The sequence below is a fragment of the Streptomyces venezuelae genome, assembly GCF_008642295.1.
Taxonomy (GTDB): Bacteria; Actinomycetota; Actinomycetes; order Streptomycetales; family Streptomycetaceae; genus Streptomyces; species Streptomyces venezuelae_C.
On record NZ_CP029190.1, the window covers coordinates 793,821 to 808,007 of the forward strand.

Sequence of the window (14,187 nt, forward strand, 5' to 3'; positions counted from 1 at the left end):
CGATCACTGCTCCTGGGGCGGTACGGCGACCGTGTCGTGCTGCGGTCCGCCGAGGACGACCTTGAGGGCGCCGGTGTCGCCGGCGCGGGAGAAGACGTCGTAGGCCTCCTCCATCTGGTCCAGCTCGAAGCGGTGGGTGACCATCGCGGCGCCGGGCAGTCGGCCCGCCGCCATCATCCGCAGCAGCATGGGGGTGGAGTAGGTGTCGACGAGACCGGTGGTGAGGGTGACGTCCTTGATCCACAGGTCTTCGAGGTGCAGGGTGGCGGGCTTGCCGTGAACGCCGATGTTGGCGACCCGGCCACCAGGGCGGACCATGCGGGTGCACATCTCGAACGCCTCGGGCACGCCGACCGCCTCGATGACCACATCGGCGCCGAGGCCGTCGGTCAGGTCCTCCACCAGCCGTTCCGGCTCCTCCTGCGCGCTCGCGGTGGCATCGGCGCCGAGCTCACGGGCAGCGGCCAGCCGGGAGGCGGCGAGATCGACGGCAATGATCCGGAACGGGCTGTAGAGCCCCGCCGTGGCGATGGCGGCCAGCCCGATGGGCCCCGCACCGACCACGACGACCGTGTCGCCGGGGCGCACGCTGCCGTTGAGGACGCCCACTTCGTACGAGGTGGGGAAGATGTCCGCGAGCAGGACCGCCTCGTGGCTCGGCAGGGCGGTGGGCAGCGGGTGGACGGAGAGGTCGGCGAACGGGACGCGTACGTACTCGGCCTGGGTGCCGTCGACGAGGTGTCCCAGGACCCAGCCGCCGCCCCCACGGCACTGGCCGTAGCGGGCTTCGCGGCAGAAGCGGCAGCGTCCGCAGGCGGAGATGCAGGAGATCAGGACGCGGTCGCCGGGGCGGACGGTGCGGACGTCGCCGCCGGTCTCGACGACGGTGCCGACGGCCTCGTGGCCGAGGATCCGGCCGGGCTCCACTTCGGGAACGTCGCCCTTGATGATGTGCAGGTCGGTGCCGCAGATGGTGACGGCGTCGACCCGGACGATCGCGTCGGCGGCGTCCTTGATCGAGGGGTCCGGGACGTCCTGCCACGAGGTCTGTCCGGGCCCGTGGAAGACGAGTGCCTTCATGGCGCGGCCTTCTCTCTGTGATGCGGTGCGAAAGGGGTCACCGCCAGGCTGTGCCCGTATCGCCTCGGCCCGCTTGGGCCGGTCGGCCCCTTGCCCGGGACCGGTCGGGCCCCTCCCGCGGAGCCCGGCCGGTGCGACGGTGGAAACCGGCAGCACGTTCCTCGTCGAGAGCGACCACGCCCGGATCCTCGTCGGCTGCGGGCTCTTCCAGGGTGTCGCGGACCTGCGGCGCCGCAACCGGGACAGGCTCCCGTGTGACGCCGCCGCATCCACGCCGTCGTCGTCACCCCACGCCCACCTCGACCACTGCGGCTGCCTGCCGCGCCTGGTCCGGAACGGCTTCCGCGGCCAATGCCCTGCGGGCCCGGATCGAGCACGAGCTGGGCTGGGCTGGACAGCCATCGTGCCCAGGCCCGGGGAGGCCGTCCTGGTCCGCTGAGGTGGGCCGGACGGTCCCGCGGTGTGCACCGCGCGGCCCTTCCGGCACGGACGCCGCCTGGCGCAGGGTGAGGGGGAAGGGTTGGAGGCAGACCATGAGCACCATGCACGGCATCCTCGAAGAGATGGCTCCGGAAGCCCGCGAGGCCCTGCTGGCCCACTCCCGCCAGGTGACGTTCCCGGCCGGTACCCGCATCTTCAAGGAGCGCCAGCGGGCCGAGAAGTTCTGGATCATCGAGTGCGGCACCGTGGACCTCGACATTCACGTCCCCGGCCACAAGGACGCCGTCATCGACACCCTCGGCTACGGCGAACTGCTCGGCTGGTCCTGGATGTTCCGCCCGTACACATGGCACCTCGGAGCCACCGCCTCCCGCGAGGTGCGCGCCCTGGAGTTCGACGCCGCCGCCGTACGGGAGCTGTGCCAGGAGGACTCGGCTGTCGGCCGGTCCGTCTCCACCGCCGTGGCCGCGGTCATCGCCGACCGGCTCGACTCCGCCCGCACCCGGCTCCTCGATCTGTTCGCCCCCTACGGCAGCGGAACCCCGCTCGCCCACGCACGCTGAGGATCCCGCCATGACCTCCACCCCGTACACCGTCGCCGACGTCATGACCACCAAGGTCATCGCCGTCACCCCCACCACCGGCTTCAAGGACATCGCCGCCGCAATGGAGCGGTGGAAGGTGACCGCGCTCCCCGTCCTCGAAGGCGAGGGCCGTGTCGTCGGCGTCGTCTCCGAGGCCGACCTCCTCCCCAAGGAGGAGTTCCACGAGCACCGCCCGGGCCTGATCGAGCAGATGCGCCGCCTAGGCGACACCAACAAGGCCGGCTCCACCTGCGCCGGGGACCTCATGACCACCCCGGCGGTCACGATCCGCCCCGACGCCACCCTCCCCCAGGCCGCCCGCCTCATGGCCGACCGCCACATCAAGCGCCTCCCGGTCGTCGACGCCGACGGCACCATCAAGGGCATCGTCAGCCGAGCCGACCTCCTCAAGGTATTCCTCCGCACCGACGAGGAACTGACCGCCGAGATCCGCCAGAGCGTGGTCGAGCGCCTGTTCCCGCTCTCCCACGAAGCCGTGAAGGTCACGGTCTCCCAAGGGGTCGCCACCCTGACCGGCGACATCCGGGACAGCAGCCTGATCCCCTTGGCCGATCGCCTCACCCGCTCCGTTGAGGGCATCGTCGACGTCCGCTGCCGGCTCACGTCACGTACCACGGCATGAACAGCCACCGGCTGAGGCGGCCGGCTGGCTCAGGCCTGCGCCAGCGGTGACCTGTCCAGGATGCCGAAGACGGCCACCCCGATCAGTACCGCGCCCACAGGCTCGAGGCCGTCGATGAGCGGCAGGCTGATGGCCAGCGAGCCCGCCTGGTAGGAGCTCTGCGACAAGACCAGTGCGATCACGCCCACGAGGACGACCGCATACAGCTCCCAGTGGCCGAGTGCGCCGAACCCGTCGGTCCGGAACCGACCCCCGACGCTCTTCGTCAGGCCGTCGAGCAGAGCGAATGTCAGTGCGGCGCCGGTGGCGTAGAGGGCCGTTCGCATGGTCGCCAGGCTTCGCCGACCGATCTCCGCCAGGAGCACGACCGCGCTCGCGATGGCCACGAGCACGGGAAGCCATTGCCGAACGGCGGGGATGGCCGTGCCTTCCGGAGCCGGCGGCAGCACGGCCAGGAATATCGCGACACCCCCGGTCGTGCAGGCGATGCCGGCCGCATCCTGGCGACGCAGCCTCATCCTGCGGCCTCAGGCCAGGAGTGGCAGGGCGAAGAACGAGATCGGTGGCGGCCACTGGCTGGATTAGGACCAGGGGCCCGAAGGTCAGGGCGGACAACAGAGCGGCCACCACCGCCACTGCGGTATGCATGGGCGAATACCACCGCACGGCCCGGGCCGGTTCGTGCGCGACACGCGCACAGCCTGGCCCACTGGGGCGCGCCAAGCCTCACATCGACGGCAGACAAGAGGTTGGGCCCTTCGGACCCGGCGCGGCCCCTGTCGGCCCTGTGGGGCGAGCGGGCACGGCAGGAAGCTGGACTGTGTAATCAGTCCGCGCACGCGTGGGAACCGCAAGGAGGCTCGCCATGACGGCCCTGGTGATCGTGGGCGTTGACGGCTCCGAGGAGAGCCTCGCAGCAGTGGCGTGGGCCGCACAGGAAGCAGCGCTTCGGGATGTGGCGCTGGACCTGCTCCACGTGGAGACTGGGCCGGAAACCCCTGAAGGCCGGTCCTCCCCACAGCCGAACCGATCCGCAGCGCTCCTCCACGACGCCGCCGAGCTGGCGCGCCGGCACCAGCCGTCCGTAGAGGTGAGCACACGCAGTGTCCGGGGCCGCCCCCCAGAGGTGCTGACCCATGCGGCGGACGAGGCAGAGCTGACGGTGCTGGGCTCCCGAGGCCTCGGCGGCATCAGCGGATATCTCATCGGCTCGGTGTCGCTGGCGGTCGTCGGCAGGGCCCGGCACCCGGTCGTCCTCGTCCGGACGCCCGCGGACGGAACGGGGGACGCCCCCGCTGCCGGCGGGATCGTCGCAGGTGTCGACCTCGCCCACATCAGCGACCGGCTCCTCGGTTTCGCCTTCACCGAGGCCGCGCGCAGGGGCGGCGCCCTGCACATCGTGCATTGCTGGAGCCTGCCGCCCGTATACGTGTACGGCGGGGTGATGGACCCGCACATCGGCGACGAGCTCGGAGAGCATGCTGCGCACCGGCTGACGGAACTGCTGCAACCCTGGCAGAAGACCTATTCGGGAGTCAGCGTCACTCACGAGGTAGTCACCGGTTCGCCCGGCCTGCGGTTGGTGAGCGCGGCGCAGGGAGCAGCGCTCCTGGTCGTCGGCCGCCGCAGCCGCAAGGTACCGCTCGGCCCGCACATCGGCCACGTCGCACACGCGGTGATCCACCACAGCCCCGCACCAGTCGCGCTGGTGCCCCTGGACTGACCGGGACACGTTCCGCCCGGCCTGATCGAGCCCGCAACAGGGTGCAACAGGGTGCCGGCTACGCCTCCAGCTCGATGCCGATCTCCGGCGGGTGGCGGAGCGTGTTGTGGACGGTGCAGTGGGAGGCGACGGCCAGGAGGCCTGCGCGGCGCTGCTCGGGCAGTCCGGGCGGCGGCACGATCACGATGCGGACGGACGCGACGCGGGCAGGGTGGTCGGCAGCCAGCGTGAACCGGGTACGCACGAGCAGGCCGTCGCGCGACAGGCCGTGGCGGTGCAAGTAGCGCCCCGCGTAGTGGGCGACGCACGTGGTCAGCGACGCCGCGAACAGCTCGGTGGGCGTCGGCGCGCGGTCCGTTCCGCCCGCGTCCACGGGCTGGTCGACCAGGAACCGGTGGCCACGTACCTCGACGGCGTAGACATCACCTTCGACGTGCACGGCGTCGATCCGGTGCTCGTCCTCCGAAGGCCGTTGGGCAGCCTTCTCAGGCGCCGGGTGCGTCATGACAGCACCTCCCTTTGCGGGGCACTCGCAGCATGAGCACCCCGCGAACAGCGATCAACGTTCTCACGAGGTCGCGCAGACCGTCTCCACGAAATGCCCGACCTGCTCCTCGGACAGGTGACGGGCCAGGTCCGCCTCGCTGATCATGCCGACGAGGCGGTGGTCGGCGATCACCGGCAGGCGCCGGATGCGGTGCTGCTCCATGGTCCGCAGAACCTGCTCGCTGTCGGCATCGGCGTCGACGGTGACCGGCTTGCCCTGAGCCAGCTGGCCCGCCGTCATGCGGTGCGGGTCCTTGCCCTTGGCCAGGCACTTCACCACGATGTCCCGGTCGGTGATGATGCCGTGCAACCGGTCGTCCGGGCCACAGATGGGAAGAGCTCCGACATCGAGCTCGCCCATGCGCCGCGCGGCGTCCATGAGGGTTTCGTTCTCCTGCACGCAGTTGGCGCCCGCGTGCATGATGTCCCGGGCGGTGGTCATGGCGGTGCTCTCCTTTCGCCCCTCCCCCTTCATCTCGTGTCCGCTGCCACTGTGGGCCCTCGGACCTGTGTCCGGCGATAGGTCCTTCGGTTTGCGATGGGGCCCAGTCGGCCCTTCCGCGCAGAGCGGTCTGCCGGACGCCGCTGCCGGCCTGGCAGCCCGGTCCAATGCCTACGACAAGTTGAAGGCGATCCTTCTCGACTCCCATTGCCTGGGACTCTTTGACGACAACCCGCTCGTCGGAGTCAAACCTCCCCCGTACGACCCCAGGCGGGCCGTAATCCCCTCCCCGGAGCAGCTCCCGGCCGTACGTGTCGCAGCGACCGAAACGACGGGCTCCAGCACCCGGAGGACCTGTGACCCGCGACGAAGCCCTCGCAATGATCACTGGATTTCCTCAACTTCGTCGAGGCGCTCAGTGCACGGACGGAACTCGCCCTGCCGGAACGGGACTACCCCTCACTCACCACCCTCGACGGGTGCGCCCGCTACGTCGCCACGCACACCGCAGGCCCGCAGACGGGCCCGTCGTAACCGCTCTGGTCGGTCCGTGGAGGGCGTCGTCGACGTCCGCTCCCTGCTTGAGGCGCACACCGAACCACAAGCCCCGGGAAAGCTGCTGCTCCAGGAGAAGACGAGGACGAGAGGCAGGCCCGGCAATGAGCCGGCATGCATGTGACGGCAGGCTGTCTGAGTATGGAACTCAAGGCAGACGTGTCGCTGTCCACGGAGGTGAGCGCGATGACGCTTCCGTCGCAGCGCCGGATCGATGGGGCGGTCGATCCGGACGACCGTTGTGGCCGCGGGCGCCCATTCCCGGATGCGCCAGGGGCGCCGAACCAGCGGTTCCGGCCCATCCACCAGGCGCCGCGCGCGCCGGAGGCCATCACGACTGACGGGGCACCGCTGTGACCACGGCAGCAACGCCGGACCCCTCCCCCGCCGGGATTCCCGATGGTGCGGGGACATCGGAGAACCCGTCCAGTCAGCCCGTCGTCACCTTGACGATGAATCCCACTGTCGATCTTTGCTGGGAGGTCGAACACCTGGAGGGCACCGGCAAGAACCGTGCCCGGGTCCGAGCGGTGGCCGTAGGGGGCGGAGGAATCAACGTCGCACGTCACGTCGGGCGGTTCGGAGGACGGGCCACCGCCGTCCACACCGCGGGAGGCGAGGTCGGTCTGCGCCTCAACCGGCTGCTGGACGAAGAAGGCGTCGACCACGTCGCCGTCGGCATCGACGATGACACCCGCGAAGCACTCGTGCTCTTCGAGACCAGTTCGCATCGCAGTTACCACGTCGTGCCACCCGGCCCGCAGCTACGGGAGCACGAGGGAGAACGGTGTCTGGAGGTGCTGGAGCAGCTCATCGGCGGTTGTCCGTACGTCGTGGCCAGCGGCAGCCTGCCAGGCGGATTGCGAGACGACTATTTCGCGGCCGTTGCCCGCCGTGTCAGGGAAGCCGGGTCCCGGCTGATCCTGGACACCTCCGGGCCGGCGCTTCGGGCCGCGCTCGCCGAGGGCGTGTTCCTGTTCAGGTGCAACCGGACAGAGGCCGAGAGCCTGACCGGTCGGCCCGTCACCGGTTTCGATGACGCCCTGGCCCTCAACGAACGGCTGGTCACCACGGGGGCCGCCGAGATCGCCGTCACCACGCTCGGAGCGCTGGGCGCGCTGTGCTCGACCCGCGATGGCCACACCGAGCTCCATGTACCGCCGCTGCCCGGCGAGGCCTTGAGCGATGCAGGTGCGGGAGACAGCATGGTCGCCGCCGTCACCACACAGCTGGCTGCCGGAGAGGATCCGGTCAGCGCCTGCGCTCTGGGGGTGGCCACAGCCGCTGCGGCGATGCTCACCCCCAGCACCGAACCCTTCGATGTGGACGTGGCACGGTCGCTCCGCTCGCAGGTGCGGACAGCCACCCGTCTCTGAGAGCCGCGACACGGACCCCGCACGCAGGCCGCACTCCTGCCCGCCGCCGTAGACGACCGGCTCCAGCTGCACACCGTCGCGTACGTACAGCTCGGCCGCGCCCCGCTTGAGCGGCGTCGCAATGGAAGTGTGCGCCCCGCGCGTGGGCGAGGGCAGCGAGTTCCGCAACTGGCTGGAGGGCGCCGGTCTCGTTGTTTGGCGGCCATGACCGATACGAGGACCGTGTCGTCGCTGAGCGCCGCCGCGAGGTCGGCCGGCTCCACGAGACCCGTGCCGTCCACGGGCAGCACCGTGATCCGAGCACCGTGGAGCCGCTGGAGGGCCGGGCAAGTTTCGAGTACCGCGGGGTGCTCGGTGGCCTGGGTGATCACGTGTGAGTGGCTAGGTAGCCGGTGAGGGGACGGCGGTGACGCCGACGGCGGTGCATCCGGCGGCCTCGTTGAGGCCGGGCCGACGCCCGAGCGCAACTCGCCGCCCTCATCGGCAGCCGGACCATGACGCCACCGTCATCGCGGCAGCCGTACTCACCGCCGGCTTTGGCCTCCTCGCGGCCCGCTGGATCACGGAACACCCCACCGACCGCTGACCGGAGTACGGGAAGAGGCTCGGCGGCACCGAAACGCCCTCTTCTGCGCGGCTCTGAGCTGCCTTACCGTCATACACGATCCTGGTGCGTCAGGTTGATCTTTATGCCGTACTTGGTGTGGTACACCCCGTTGGCCACCCGCGACCTGCTCCAGTGCCTCCAGGACTACGAAGGTGGCTCTTGTGAGTGCGCGCAGGCAGAGAAGAGCCCGTGGATGTTCGTGCGCCGGCAACGCCGCGGCGGGCGGCAGACTCTGGTAGCCGCGCATCTGCCCGTGACCCATGTCGCCACGCCCCATGAGAGCGACAAGCACAAGGCGATGAAGGAGCGGATCGCCCGTACGGCGTCCCGTCACGGCCTCGACGTACAGGTCGAGGCCCGGTCCTCCGACCGGCGGATCGTCACGGACGTCCTGGTCTCCGGGCCCGCGGGCCGTGTCGGCTGGGAAGCCCAGTACTCCCCCATCAGCGCGAGCACGGTCCACCGACGCTCCGCCCATGCGCGCGCGAACGGCATAGCCCCGCTGTGGGTCACCGGTGATCCCGCATCCCCGCTGATCGACCGGGCACCATGGGCCCGCGTGGACGACGTCCCCTGGCAACGCATCGCCTCACCCCTCGCCATGCTCGTCCGCGGAGGCGTGCGGCACCTCCAGATATGGAAGTGCACGCCGGCCAGCCCGCGGCCCTCGACCAGCAGCCAGATCTACCTACTCGTCAGTAAAGTCAGCAAAGGGTCAGCATTCGTCCGACCAAACCTGGTTACAGCCTGCAACACATGAGACTCGATCGTCGGCACCGAAGGCTCGCACCACCCTGCCCGGCGACTTCCTCTGCGAGACCAAAAACGGAAGGCTGGGCGCGAGCACGACACCCAGCCCTCGTCCACAGAAACCAGCAGGTCAACGCACCCTTCCCCTGGGCTTCAGGTGGGCCGGGGGGAGTTCCGGGGCCAGAAGCGGAGGGCCGTCGTAGCCCTTTACCTCGCCGAAGCGGGTTCCGGTCATCCAGTCCTCGCGGGCCTGCGCGATGTCGTCGTGCGAGCGGCCGATCCAGTTCCAGAACATCACGATCTCCTCCTCGAACGGTTCCCCGCCGAGCAGCATCAGGCCCGCGTCCGAAACCGCCCGGAGCGGGAGTTCGGTACGGCCGCAGCCCAGGTAGAGCATCGAGCCCGGGAGGACCGGGACGCCGTCGACGTGGGCCTCGCCGGACATCGACAGGACCGCGTACTCGAAGTCCGGGTCCAGCGGGAGGCGGGTCTCGGTGCCGGCTGCGAGGGCCAGGTCGGCGCCGGTGATCGGGGTGTATGCCGTCCCGGGCGAGGTCGCCGAGTCCAGGGTGCCCAGGATCACCGTGGCGGTCAGACCGGGCGCGGTGACCTGCGGCAGCTCGGCGTGGTGCTGGAAGTGCGGTTCGACATCGCGGTGGGCGTCCGGGAGGGCCACCCACAGCTGGGCCCCGTGCAGGAAGCGGGCGTGCCGCTTGGGGCTCTCCTCGGAGTGGCTGATGCCCCGGCCGGAGGTCATCAGCCCGAGCTCGCGCGGGCGGACGGTCTGCAGGCTGCCCACGCTGTCCCGGTGCAGCACCTCGCCCTCGTGCAGCCAGCTGACGGTCTGCAGACCGGCGTGCGGGTGCGGGGGCACCTGCATGCCGGGCTCGCCGGCGATGTCGTCGGGGCCGTAGTGGTCGACGAAGCACCAGGCGCCGACCATCCGGCGGCCGAGGTTGGGGAGGAGCCGACGGACCTCGGTGGCTTCGCCGAGCTTGACCTGGCGGGGGCTGAGGAGTTCGCGTACGGGCTCGGCAACGACGAAGCCCCGGCCGCCGCAGGCGGAGAGTGCGGGCTGACGATCGAGATTGCTCATGGGCACAACGTAGCCCCGCGAGGGGGAACCGTTCCCCGGAATGTTCCACGTGCCACCCGTGTTGCAGGCACCATGAACGCCCCGACGACCTATTTCGAGCACGGAACGGCCGCCGAGCGCTGGGAGCGGGCCCGGCTCTTCTTCGATGCGAAGGAGTACGCCACCGCTGCGCTCGTCCTGCGCACGCTGGCCGGCGAGGTCCCCGAGCAGTTGGCTCCGCGGCTGCTGCTGGCCCGCGCCTACTACCACTCGGCGCAGCTGTGGCGCGCCGAGACGGAGCTGCGCGGCATCCTGGAACGCTGGCCGGTGGAGGACTACGCGCAGCTGCTGCTGGGGCGCACTCTGGAGCGGCAGGGCCGGGCCGCCGAGGCGGCTCCGTACCTGCGGCTCGCCGCGGCGATGGCCGGCGAGTTCCCCGAATAGCCGACACGCACGCCCGGGGCGGGCCCCGGGCGTGCGGGGCCGGGGCCCCGGCTCGGTTAGCCTGGGGCCACGATGAACCGTCTGACCACGCCTTTCGGCTCCTGTGAGCTCACCCGTTTCCCCGAGGACCCGCGCGACCGGCTGCGCGCCTGGGATGCCGCCGACGAGTACCTGCTGCGCCACCTCGACTCCGGTACCGGGGAGCGCGGGCCGGTGGACCTGGCCGGTGCCGGGCAGATCACCGTGCTCGGGGACCGGTGGGGTGCGCTGGTGACGGCGCTCGCCGCGTACCGGCCCGCGCAGATCACCGACTCCGCCCTGACCCACGCGGCCACCGAGGCCAATCTGGCGCGGGCCGGGGCCCCGGCCGGCAGCGTGCGGCTGCTGACCACGCAGGACGCGCCGCCGGAGCGCATCGACGTCCTGCTGGTACGGGTGCCCAAGAGCCTGGCGTTGCTGGAGGACCAGCTGTACCGGCTGGCCCCGCACCTGCACGAGGGCACGGTCGTGGTGGGCACCGGCATGGTCAAGGAGATCCACACCTCCACCCTGAAGCTGTTCGAGAAGATCATCGGCCCGACCCGGACCTCGCTGGCCGAGAAGAAGGCGCGGCTGATCTTCTGCACCCCGGACCCCGGGCTCCTCTCCGCCGGACGCGCGGCCGGCGACCCGTGGCCGCTCCGCTACACGGTGGACGAGGACGGCGGCTCCGGAGCCGGTCTGACCGTGGTCAACCACGCCGGGATCTTCTGTGCGGACCGTCTGGACGTCGGCACCCGCTTCTTCCTCCAGAGCATCCCCACCAACACCGCCGGGGCCCGGGTCCTGGACCTGGGGTGCGGCAATGGTGTGGTCGGTACGGCGGTCGCGGTCGCGGACCCGGACGCCGAGGTGGTCTTCACCGACGAGTCGTACCAGGCGGTGGCCTCGGCCCGGGCCACCTTCGAGGCCAATGTCCGTACGGACCGGTGGCGCGCGGAGTTCCTGGTCGGCGACGGGGTGGCGGACCTGCCGCCCGGATCGGTGGACCTGGTGCTGAACAATCCGCCGTTCCACTCCCACCAGGCGACCACGGACGCCACCGCGCTGCGGATGTTCGCGCAGAGCCGGAAGGTGCTGCGGCCGGGCGGCGAGCTGTGGGTGGTCGCCAACCGCCACATGGGCTACCACACGCATCTGCGGCGGCTCTTCGGCAACAGTGAAGTCGTGGCGAGCGAGCCGAGGTTCGTGGTCCTGCGGGCGGTCAAGCGGGAGAAGCGTCCACGGCCCATGTGACCAGCCAGTACGTCCTACACTCGGCCGCGTGAGCAGCGAGCGGGCAGGGGGCGGGGCGGGCGGCGCGCGGTACCGCCGGGAGGAAGTGGCCCGGGCGGCCGGGGTGAAGGTGCGCAATCTGCGCTACTACCAGGAGCGCGGGCTGCTGCCCCCGCCGCGCCGGGAGGGCCGGATCGTCTGGTATTCGGACGACCACCTGGTCCGGCTGCGGCTGATCGACGACCTGCTGGGCCGCGGCTATACGGTGCAGGGCATCGCCGAGCTGCTGGCCGCCTGGGAGCAGGGCGGTGGCATCGCCCAACTGCTGGGCCTGGAGCGGGAGATGACCCGGGACTGGGTGCAGGAGGTACCGGTCTCGATGACCCTGGCCGAGCTGCGGGAGCTGTTCGGCCCGGCGGCGACGCCCCAGGACACCCGGCGGGCGGCGGCGCTGGAGTACGTACGCGTCGAGGGGGACACGGTCACCTTCCCGAGCCGGCGGCTGCTGGAGGCGACGGTGGCGCTGGTGCGGCAGGGGGTGCCGCTCTCCGAGATCCTGGACGCGGGGGAATTCGTACAGAGTCAGGCCGCGGCGCTCGCGGACCGCTTTGTCGCCCTGTTCCGTCGGCATGTGATCGGCCCGGAGGGGCTGGGGCGGCTTTCGGCCGCGCAGCTGGAGCATGTCACGGAGGCGGTGGCGGCGCTGCGTCCGGTCGCCGGCGAGGTGGTGACCACGGAGTTCGCGCGGGCGATGGCCCGGCGGGTGGACGCGGAAGTCGCCTCACTGCTGCACACGGAACCCCGTACGCAACAGTAGGAGTTGGCCTGATGGCGGCGGTCGAGCAACCTTGCCAACCACCATTGGCACTCTTACATTCAACGGCACACCCATACCGGTCAGTAACGATCATAAAGGGGAAGTGCCATGGAGCATGATTTACATGACTTAGGCGACGGCCCGGCCGGCACCTCGGGCGACGGGCGGGTGCGCTGGCGGCGCTTCGCCGTTCTGACGGTCCCGGCCGTCGCGGTCACTGCCGGCCTCGGCATCGCCCTCGCCCAGGGCGCCCTCGCCGCCTCCTTCGCCGTCTCGGGCCAGCAGTTCAAGGTGTCCGCCGAGAGCCTGACGGGCGAGGGCTTCGTCCAGTACGGCAGCGTGGACGTCAACGCCCGCGAGGAGCTCATCCCGGTGGCGGTCACCGCCATCAAGGAGGCCAAGCTCCACAGCCTCTGCCAGTCGGTGGTCACCACGCTCCCGGTGATCGGCGACATCTCGCTGAACCTGACCGCCGGCCAGAAGAGCCCGGTCGAGGCGACGAACCTGTTCGTCGACGCCACCCAGCTCTCCGGCAACGCCACCTTCACCAACATCGAGATCGGCCGCGACGCCTCCACCCTGGACAAGGGCCCCACCGATGCCCAGGGCATGCAGGACCTGTTCGCCCAGCAGGCCGACACCGTCAGCATCACCGATCTGCAGCAGACCGCCTGGGCGACCAACGCCGGCACCTTCAAACTCTCCGGCCTGAACCTGAAGATCAGCAAGGGCAAGAAGGAATGCTTCTGAGATTCCGGCGATGGCGGCGCAGCCGGCCGTTCTGGGGCGGGCTCTTCGCCGCCCTGGCCGGAGCCGAGATCTGCGTCCTGCCGCTCGCCCCGCTGAAGGTCATGCTCACCCAGGGCGTGGCGGGCATCCCGTCCGTACTGATGGGCCTCGTGATGATCGTGCTCGGTCTCACCGCCTGGTTCGCCCCGCACTACCGCACCCTTGCCGGGGTCCTCACCACCCTCATCGCCACCGCCGCCCTGGTGCTGTCGAACCTCGGCGGGTTCCTGATCGGGACCCTGCTGGGCATCCTCGGCGGCGGCCTGATGTTCGCCTGGCAGCACACCCCCTCCCCGGCACGCACCCCCTCCCCCGGGCGCGTCGCACCCACCCCCACACCGCATCCCGATCCCCAAGGAGCACAGCCATGAGCCGTACGCGCACCACCCTCGCCCTCGGACTCGCCACCGCCGGCGCCCTGACCTTCGGCGCCGCCGCGGCCACCGCCGCTCCGTCGCCCGCCCCGTCCCCGGCACCGTTACCGGCGGCCGGGTCCACCACCGTCACCCCGGCCGGCCACGCCTTCAAGGCCACCCTCAGCGGAAAGGCCACCCTCAAGGCCGGCGCGGTCACCGTGACCTGCACGGTCTCCGTGGCCACCGGCACCGTCCCGGCCGCCCCCGGCAACCACAACCCGGCCGGCCCGGTCTCGTCCCCGATCTCCGCACCGACCTACAGCTCCTGTACGGCGAGCCTGCCGGGGGTCACCCCGACCGTCACCACCAGCGGCGCCTGGCAGGTGTCCATGCAGCACGGGTCGCCGATCACGGCCACCATGACCGTCCCGACCGGCGGCCTGGTGCTGAAGACCACCGGCCTGGCCTCGTGCACGGTCGTCACCGCGCCCACCGCCCCGGCGAACGTCCCCGGCACCTGGGCCAACGGCGCCCCGTCCTCTCTGACCTTCACCAATGCCTCGGTCCCGGTCAAGGTCACCGGCGGGTTCGGCTGTCCCACCAGTGCGACCACCTCCACCTTCAATGCCGTCTACCGCGTGACGGACACCACCGACCCGGCGCAGCAGATCGCCGTCGCGCCGTAAGACCCCGTCCCCGGACCTG

At 70.8% G+C, this 14,187-nt stretch carries 18 protein-coding genes and 1 pseudogene; 12 read left to right on the top strand and 7 right to left on the bottom strand.

Annotation, left to right across the window (positions count from 1 at the left end; genetic code table 11):
- Positions 1–3: 3 nt before the first annotated feature.
- Positions 4–1,080 carry a zinc-dependent alcohol dehydrogenase family protein gene (locus DEJ50_RS03615; protein ID WP_150205942.1) on the bottom strand — a complete coding sequence of 359 codons (1,077 nt, stop codon included), beginning with the start codon at positions 1,078–1,080 and terminating at the stop codon, positions 4–6.
- A gap of 533 nt (positions 1,081–1,613) precedes the next feature.
- Between DEJ50_RS03615 and DEJ50_RS03625 the strand changes: the two genes are divergently transcribed.
- Both DEJ50_RS03625 and DEJ50_RS03630 read left to right on the top strand, forming a co-directional pair.
- A complete protein-coding gene (locus DEJ50_RS03625; protein ID WP_223837573.1) occupies positions 1,614–2,084 on the top strand; it encodes a cyclic nucleotide-binding domain-containing protein in 471 nt (156 codons plus the stop codon).
- A gap of 10 nt (positions 2,085–2,094) precedes the next feature.
- Positions 2,095–2,748: a CBS domain-containing protein gene (locus DEJ50_RS03630; protein ID WP_150205943.1), complete on the top strand. Its 654-nt coding sequence runs from the start codon at positions 2,095–2,097 to the stop codon at positions 2,746–2,748.
- A gap of 29 nt (positions 2,749–2,777) precedes the next feature.
- Here the strand turns inward: DEJ50_RS03630 and DEJ50_RS03635 are convergent, their stop codons facing one another.
- Positions 2,778–3,266: a DMT family transporter gene (locus DEJ50_RS03635; RefSeq protein ID WP_150205944.1), complete on the bottom strand. Its 489-nt coding sequence runs from the start codon at positions 3,264–3,266 to the stop codon at positions 2,778–2,780.
- Positions 3,267–3,613: 347 nt separating this feature from the next.
- Here DEJ50_RS03635 and DEJ50_RS03640 point away from each other — a divergent pair, with 347 nt between their 5' ends.
- The gene (locus DEJ50_RS03640; RefSeq protein ID WP_150205945.1) at positions 3,614–4,471 is read left to right on the top strand and encodes a universal stress protein; all 858 of its coding nucleotides are present in this window, start codon (positions 3,614–3,616) and stop codon (positions 4,469–4,471) included.
- Positions 4,472–4,529: 58 nt separating this feature from the next.
- Here the strand turns inward: DEJ50_RS03640 and DEJ50_RS03645 are convergent, their stop codons facing one another.
- The gene (locus tag DEJ50_RS03645; protein ID WP_150205946.1) at positions 4,530–4,976 is read right to left on the bottom strand and encodes an OsmC family protein; all 447 of its coding nucleotides are present in this window, start codon (positions 4,974–4,976) and stop codon (positions 4,530–4,532) included.
- Between the two features lie 63 nt (positions 4,977–5,039).
- Positions 5,040–5,459 (bottom strand): CBS domain-containing protein, encoded by a 420-nt coding sequence (locus DEJ50_RS03650; protein WP_150205947.1) that lies wholly within the window; start codon positions 5,457–5,459, stop codon positions 5,040–5,042.
- Between the two features lie 696 nt (positions 5,460–6,155).
- On the opposite strand from DEJ50_RS03650, the gene DEJ50_RS03665 reads away from it, so the two are divergent.
- Entirely contained in the window at positions 6,156–6,371 is a 216-nt protein-coding gene (locus DEJ50_RS03665; protein WP_150205948.1) for a hypothetical protein, read from the top strand.
- Positions 6,368–7,390, top strand: coding sequence for a 1-phosphofructokinase family hexose kinase (locus DEJ50_RS03670; protein ID WP_150205949.1), 1,023 nt, complete (start codon positions 6,368–6,370; stop codon positions 7,388–7,390). The genes DEJ50_RS03665 and DEJ50_RS03670 overlap by 4 nt, the downstream gene beginning before the upstream one ends.
- Here DEJ50_RS03670 and DEJ50_RS03675 read toward each other — a convergent pair.
- Positions 7,311–7,694: an aminotransferase class V-fold PLP-dependent enzyme gene (locus DEJ50_RS03675; protein WP_263399170.1), complete on the bottom strand. Its 384-nt coding sequence runs from the start codon at positions 7,692–7,694 to the stop codon at positions 7,311–7,313. The genes DEJ50_RS03670 and DEJ50_RS03675 overlap by 80 nt on opposite strands.
- A pseudogene (locus DEJ50_RS35140) lies at positions 7,648–7,761 on the bottom strand (cysteine desulfurase NifS); the annotation flags it as partial. The pseudogene DEJ50_RS35140 and the gene DEJ50_RS03675, both read right to left, overlap by 47 nt.
- 318 nt (positions 7,762–8,079) lie before the next feature.
- On the opposite strand from DEJ50_RS35140, the gene DEJ50_RS03685 reads away from it, so the two are divergent.
- A complete protein-coding gene (locus DEJ50_RS03685) occupies positions 8,080–8,757 on the top strand; it encodes a hypothetical protein (RefSeq protein ID WP_150205951.1) in 678 nt (225 codons plus the stop codon).
- Positions 8,758–8,877: 120 nt separating this feature from the next.
- Here the strand turns inward: DEJ50_RS03685 and DEJ50_RS03690 are convergent, their stop codons facing one another.
- Positions 8,878–9,843, bottom strand: a complete 966-nt coding sequence (locus DEJ50_RS03690) for a pirin family protein (protein ID WP_150205952.1) — start codon at positions 9,841–9,843, stop codon at positions 8,878–8,880.
- Between the two features lie 72 nt (positions 9,844–9,915).
- Between DEJ50_RS03690 and DEJ50_RS03695 the strand changes: the two genes are divergently transcribed.
- The 6 genes from DEJ50_RS03695 (at position 9,916) to DEJ50_RS03720 (ending at position 14,168) form a co-directional block, all read left to right on the top strand.
- Complete coding sequence (locus DEJ50_RS03695) at positions 9,916–10,266, top strand: tetratricopeptide repeat protein (protein ID WP_150205953.1); 351 nt, start codon at positions 9,916–9,918, stop codon at positions 10,264–10,266.
- A 72-nt stretch (positions 10,267–10,338) separates the two neighbouring features.
- A complete protein-coding gene (locus DEJ50_RS03700; RefSeq protein WP_150205954.1) occupies positions 10,339–11,541 on the top strand; it encodes a methyltransferase in 1,203 nt (400 codons plus the stop codon).
- A 28-nt stretch (positions 11,542–11,569) separates the two neighbouring features.
- Complete coding sequence (locus DEJ50_RS03705; RefSeq protein WP_223837574.1) at positions 11,570–12,337, top strand: MerR family transcriptional regulator; 768 nt, start codon at positions 11,570–11,572, stop codon at positions 12,335–12,337.
- Positions 12,338–12,445: 108 nt separating this feature from the next.
- Entirely contained in the window at positions 12,446–13,087 is a 642-nt protein-coding gene (locus DEJ50_RS03710) for a DUF6230 family protein (protein ID WP_150205955.1), read from the top strand.
- Entirely contained in the window at positions 13,078–13,497 is a 420-nt protein-coding gene (locus DEJ50_RS03715) for a DUF6114 domain-containing protein (protein WP_223837575.1), read from the top strand. The genes DEJ50_RS03710 and DEJ50_RS03715 overlap by 10 nt, the downstream gene beginning before the upstream one ends.
- Positions 13,494–14,168 (top strand): hypothetical protein, encoded by a 675-nt coding sequence (locus DEJ50_RS03720; RefSeq protein WP_150205957.1) that lies wholly within the window; start codon positions 13,494–13,496, stop codon positions 14,166–14,168. The genes DEJ50_RS03715 and DEJ50_RS03720 overlap by 4 nt, the downstream gene beginning before the upstream one ends.
- Positions 14,169–14,187 lie beyond the last annotated feature (19 nt).

Bases quoted from the DNA above. Each gene is read 5' to 3' on its own strand.
- DEJ50_RS03625 (WP_223837573.1), top strand. From the start codon at position 1,614: ATGAGCACCATGCACGGCATCCTCGAAGAGATGGCTCCGGAAGCCCGC.
- DEJ50_RS03720 (WP_150205957.1), top strand. From the start codon at position 13,494: ATGAGCCGTACGCGCACCACCCTCGCCCTCGGACTCGCCACCGCCGGC.
- DEJ50_RS03690 (WP_150205952.1), bottom strand. From the start codon at position 9,843: ATGAGCAATCTCGATCGTCAGCCCGCACTCTCCGCCTGCGGCGGCCGG.
- DEJ50_RS03715 (WP_223837575.1), top strand. From the start codon at position 13,078: ATGCTTCTGAGATTCCGGCGATGGCGGCGCAGCCGGCCGTTCTGGGGC.
- DEJ50_RS03635 (WP_150205944.1), bottom strand. From the start codon at position 3,266: ATGAGGCTGCGTCGCCAGGATGCGGCCGGCATCGCCTGCACGACCGGG.
- DEJ50_RS03665 (WP_150205948.1), top strand. From the start codon at position 6,156: ATGGAACTCAAGGCAGACGTGTCGCTGTCCACGGAGGTGAGCGCGATG.
- DEJ50_RS03615 (WP_150205942.1), bottom strand. From the start codon at position 1,080: ATGAAGGCACTCGTCTTCCACGGGCCCGGACAGACCTCGTGGCAGGAC.
- DEJ50_RS03695 (WP_150205953.1), top strand. From the start codon at position 9,916: ATGAACGCCCCGACGACCTATTTCGAGCACGGAACGGCCGCCGAGCGC.
- DEJ50_RS03630 (WP_150205943.1), top strand. From the start codon at position 2,095: ATGACCTCCACCCCGTACACCGTCGCCGACGTCATGACCACCAAGGTC.
- DEJ50_RS03710 (WP_150205955.1), top strand. From the start codon at position 12,446: ATGGAGCATGATTTACATGACTTAGGCGACGGCCCGGCCGGCACCTCG.
- DEJ50_RS03700 (WP_150205954.1), top strand. From the start codon at position 10,339: ATGAACCGTCTGACCACGCCTTTCGGCTCCTGTGAGCTCACCCGTTTC.
- DEJ50_RS03640 (WP_150205945.1), top strand. From the start codon at position 3,614: ATGACGGCCCTGGTGATCGTGGGCGTTGACGGCTCCGAGGAGAGCCTC.
- DEJ50_RS03685 (WP_150205951.1), top strand. From the start codon at position 8,080: ATGCCGTACTTGGTGTGGTACACCCCGTTGGCCACCCGCGACCTGCTC.
- DEJ50_RS03650 (WP_150205947.1), bottom strand. From the start codon at position 5,459: ATGACCACCGCCCGGGACATCATGCACGCGGGCGCCAACTGCGTGCAG.
- DEJ50_RS03645 (WP_150205946.1), bottom strand. From the start codon at position 4,976: ATGACGCACCCGGCGCCTGAGAAGGCTGCCCAACGGCCTTCGGAGGAC.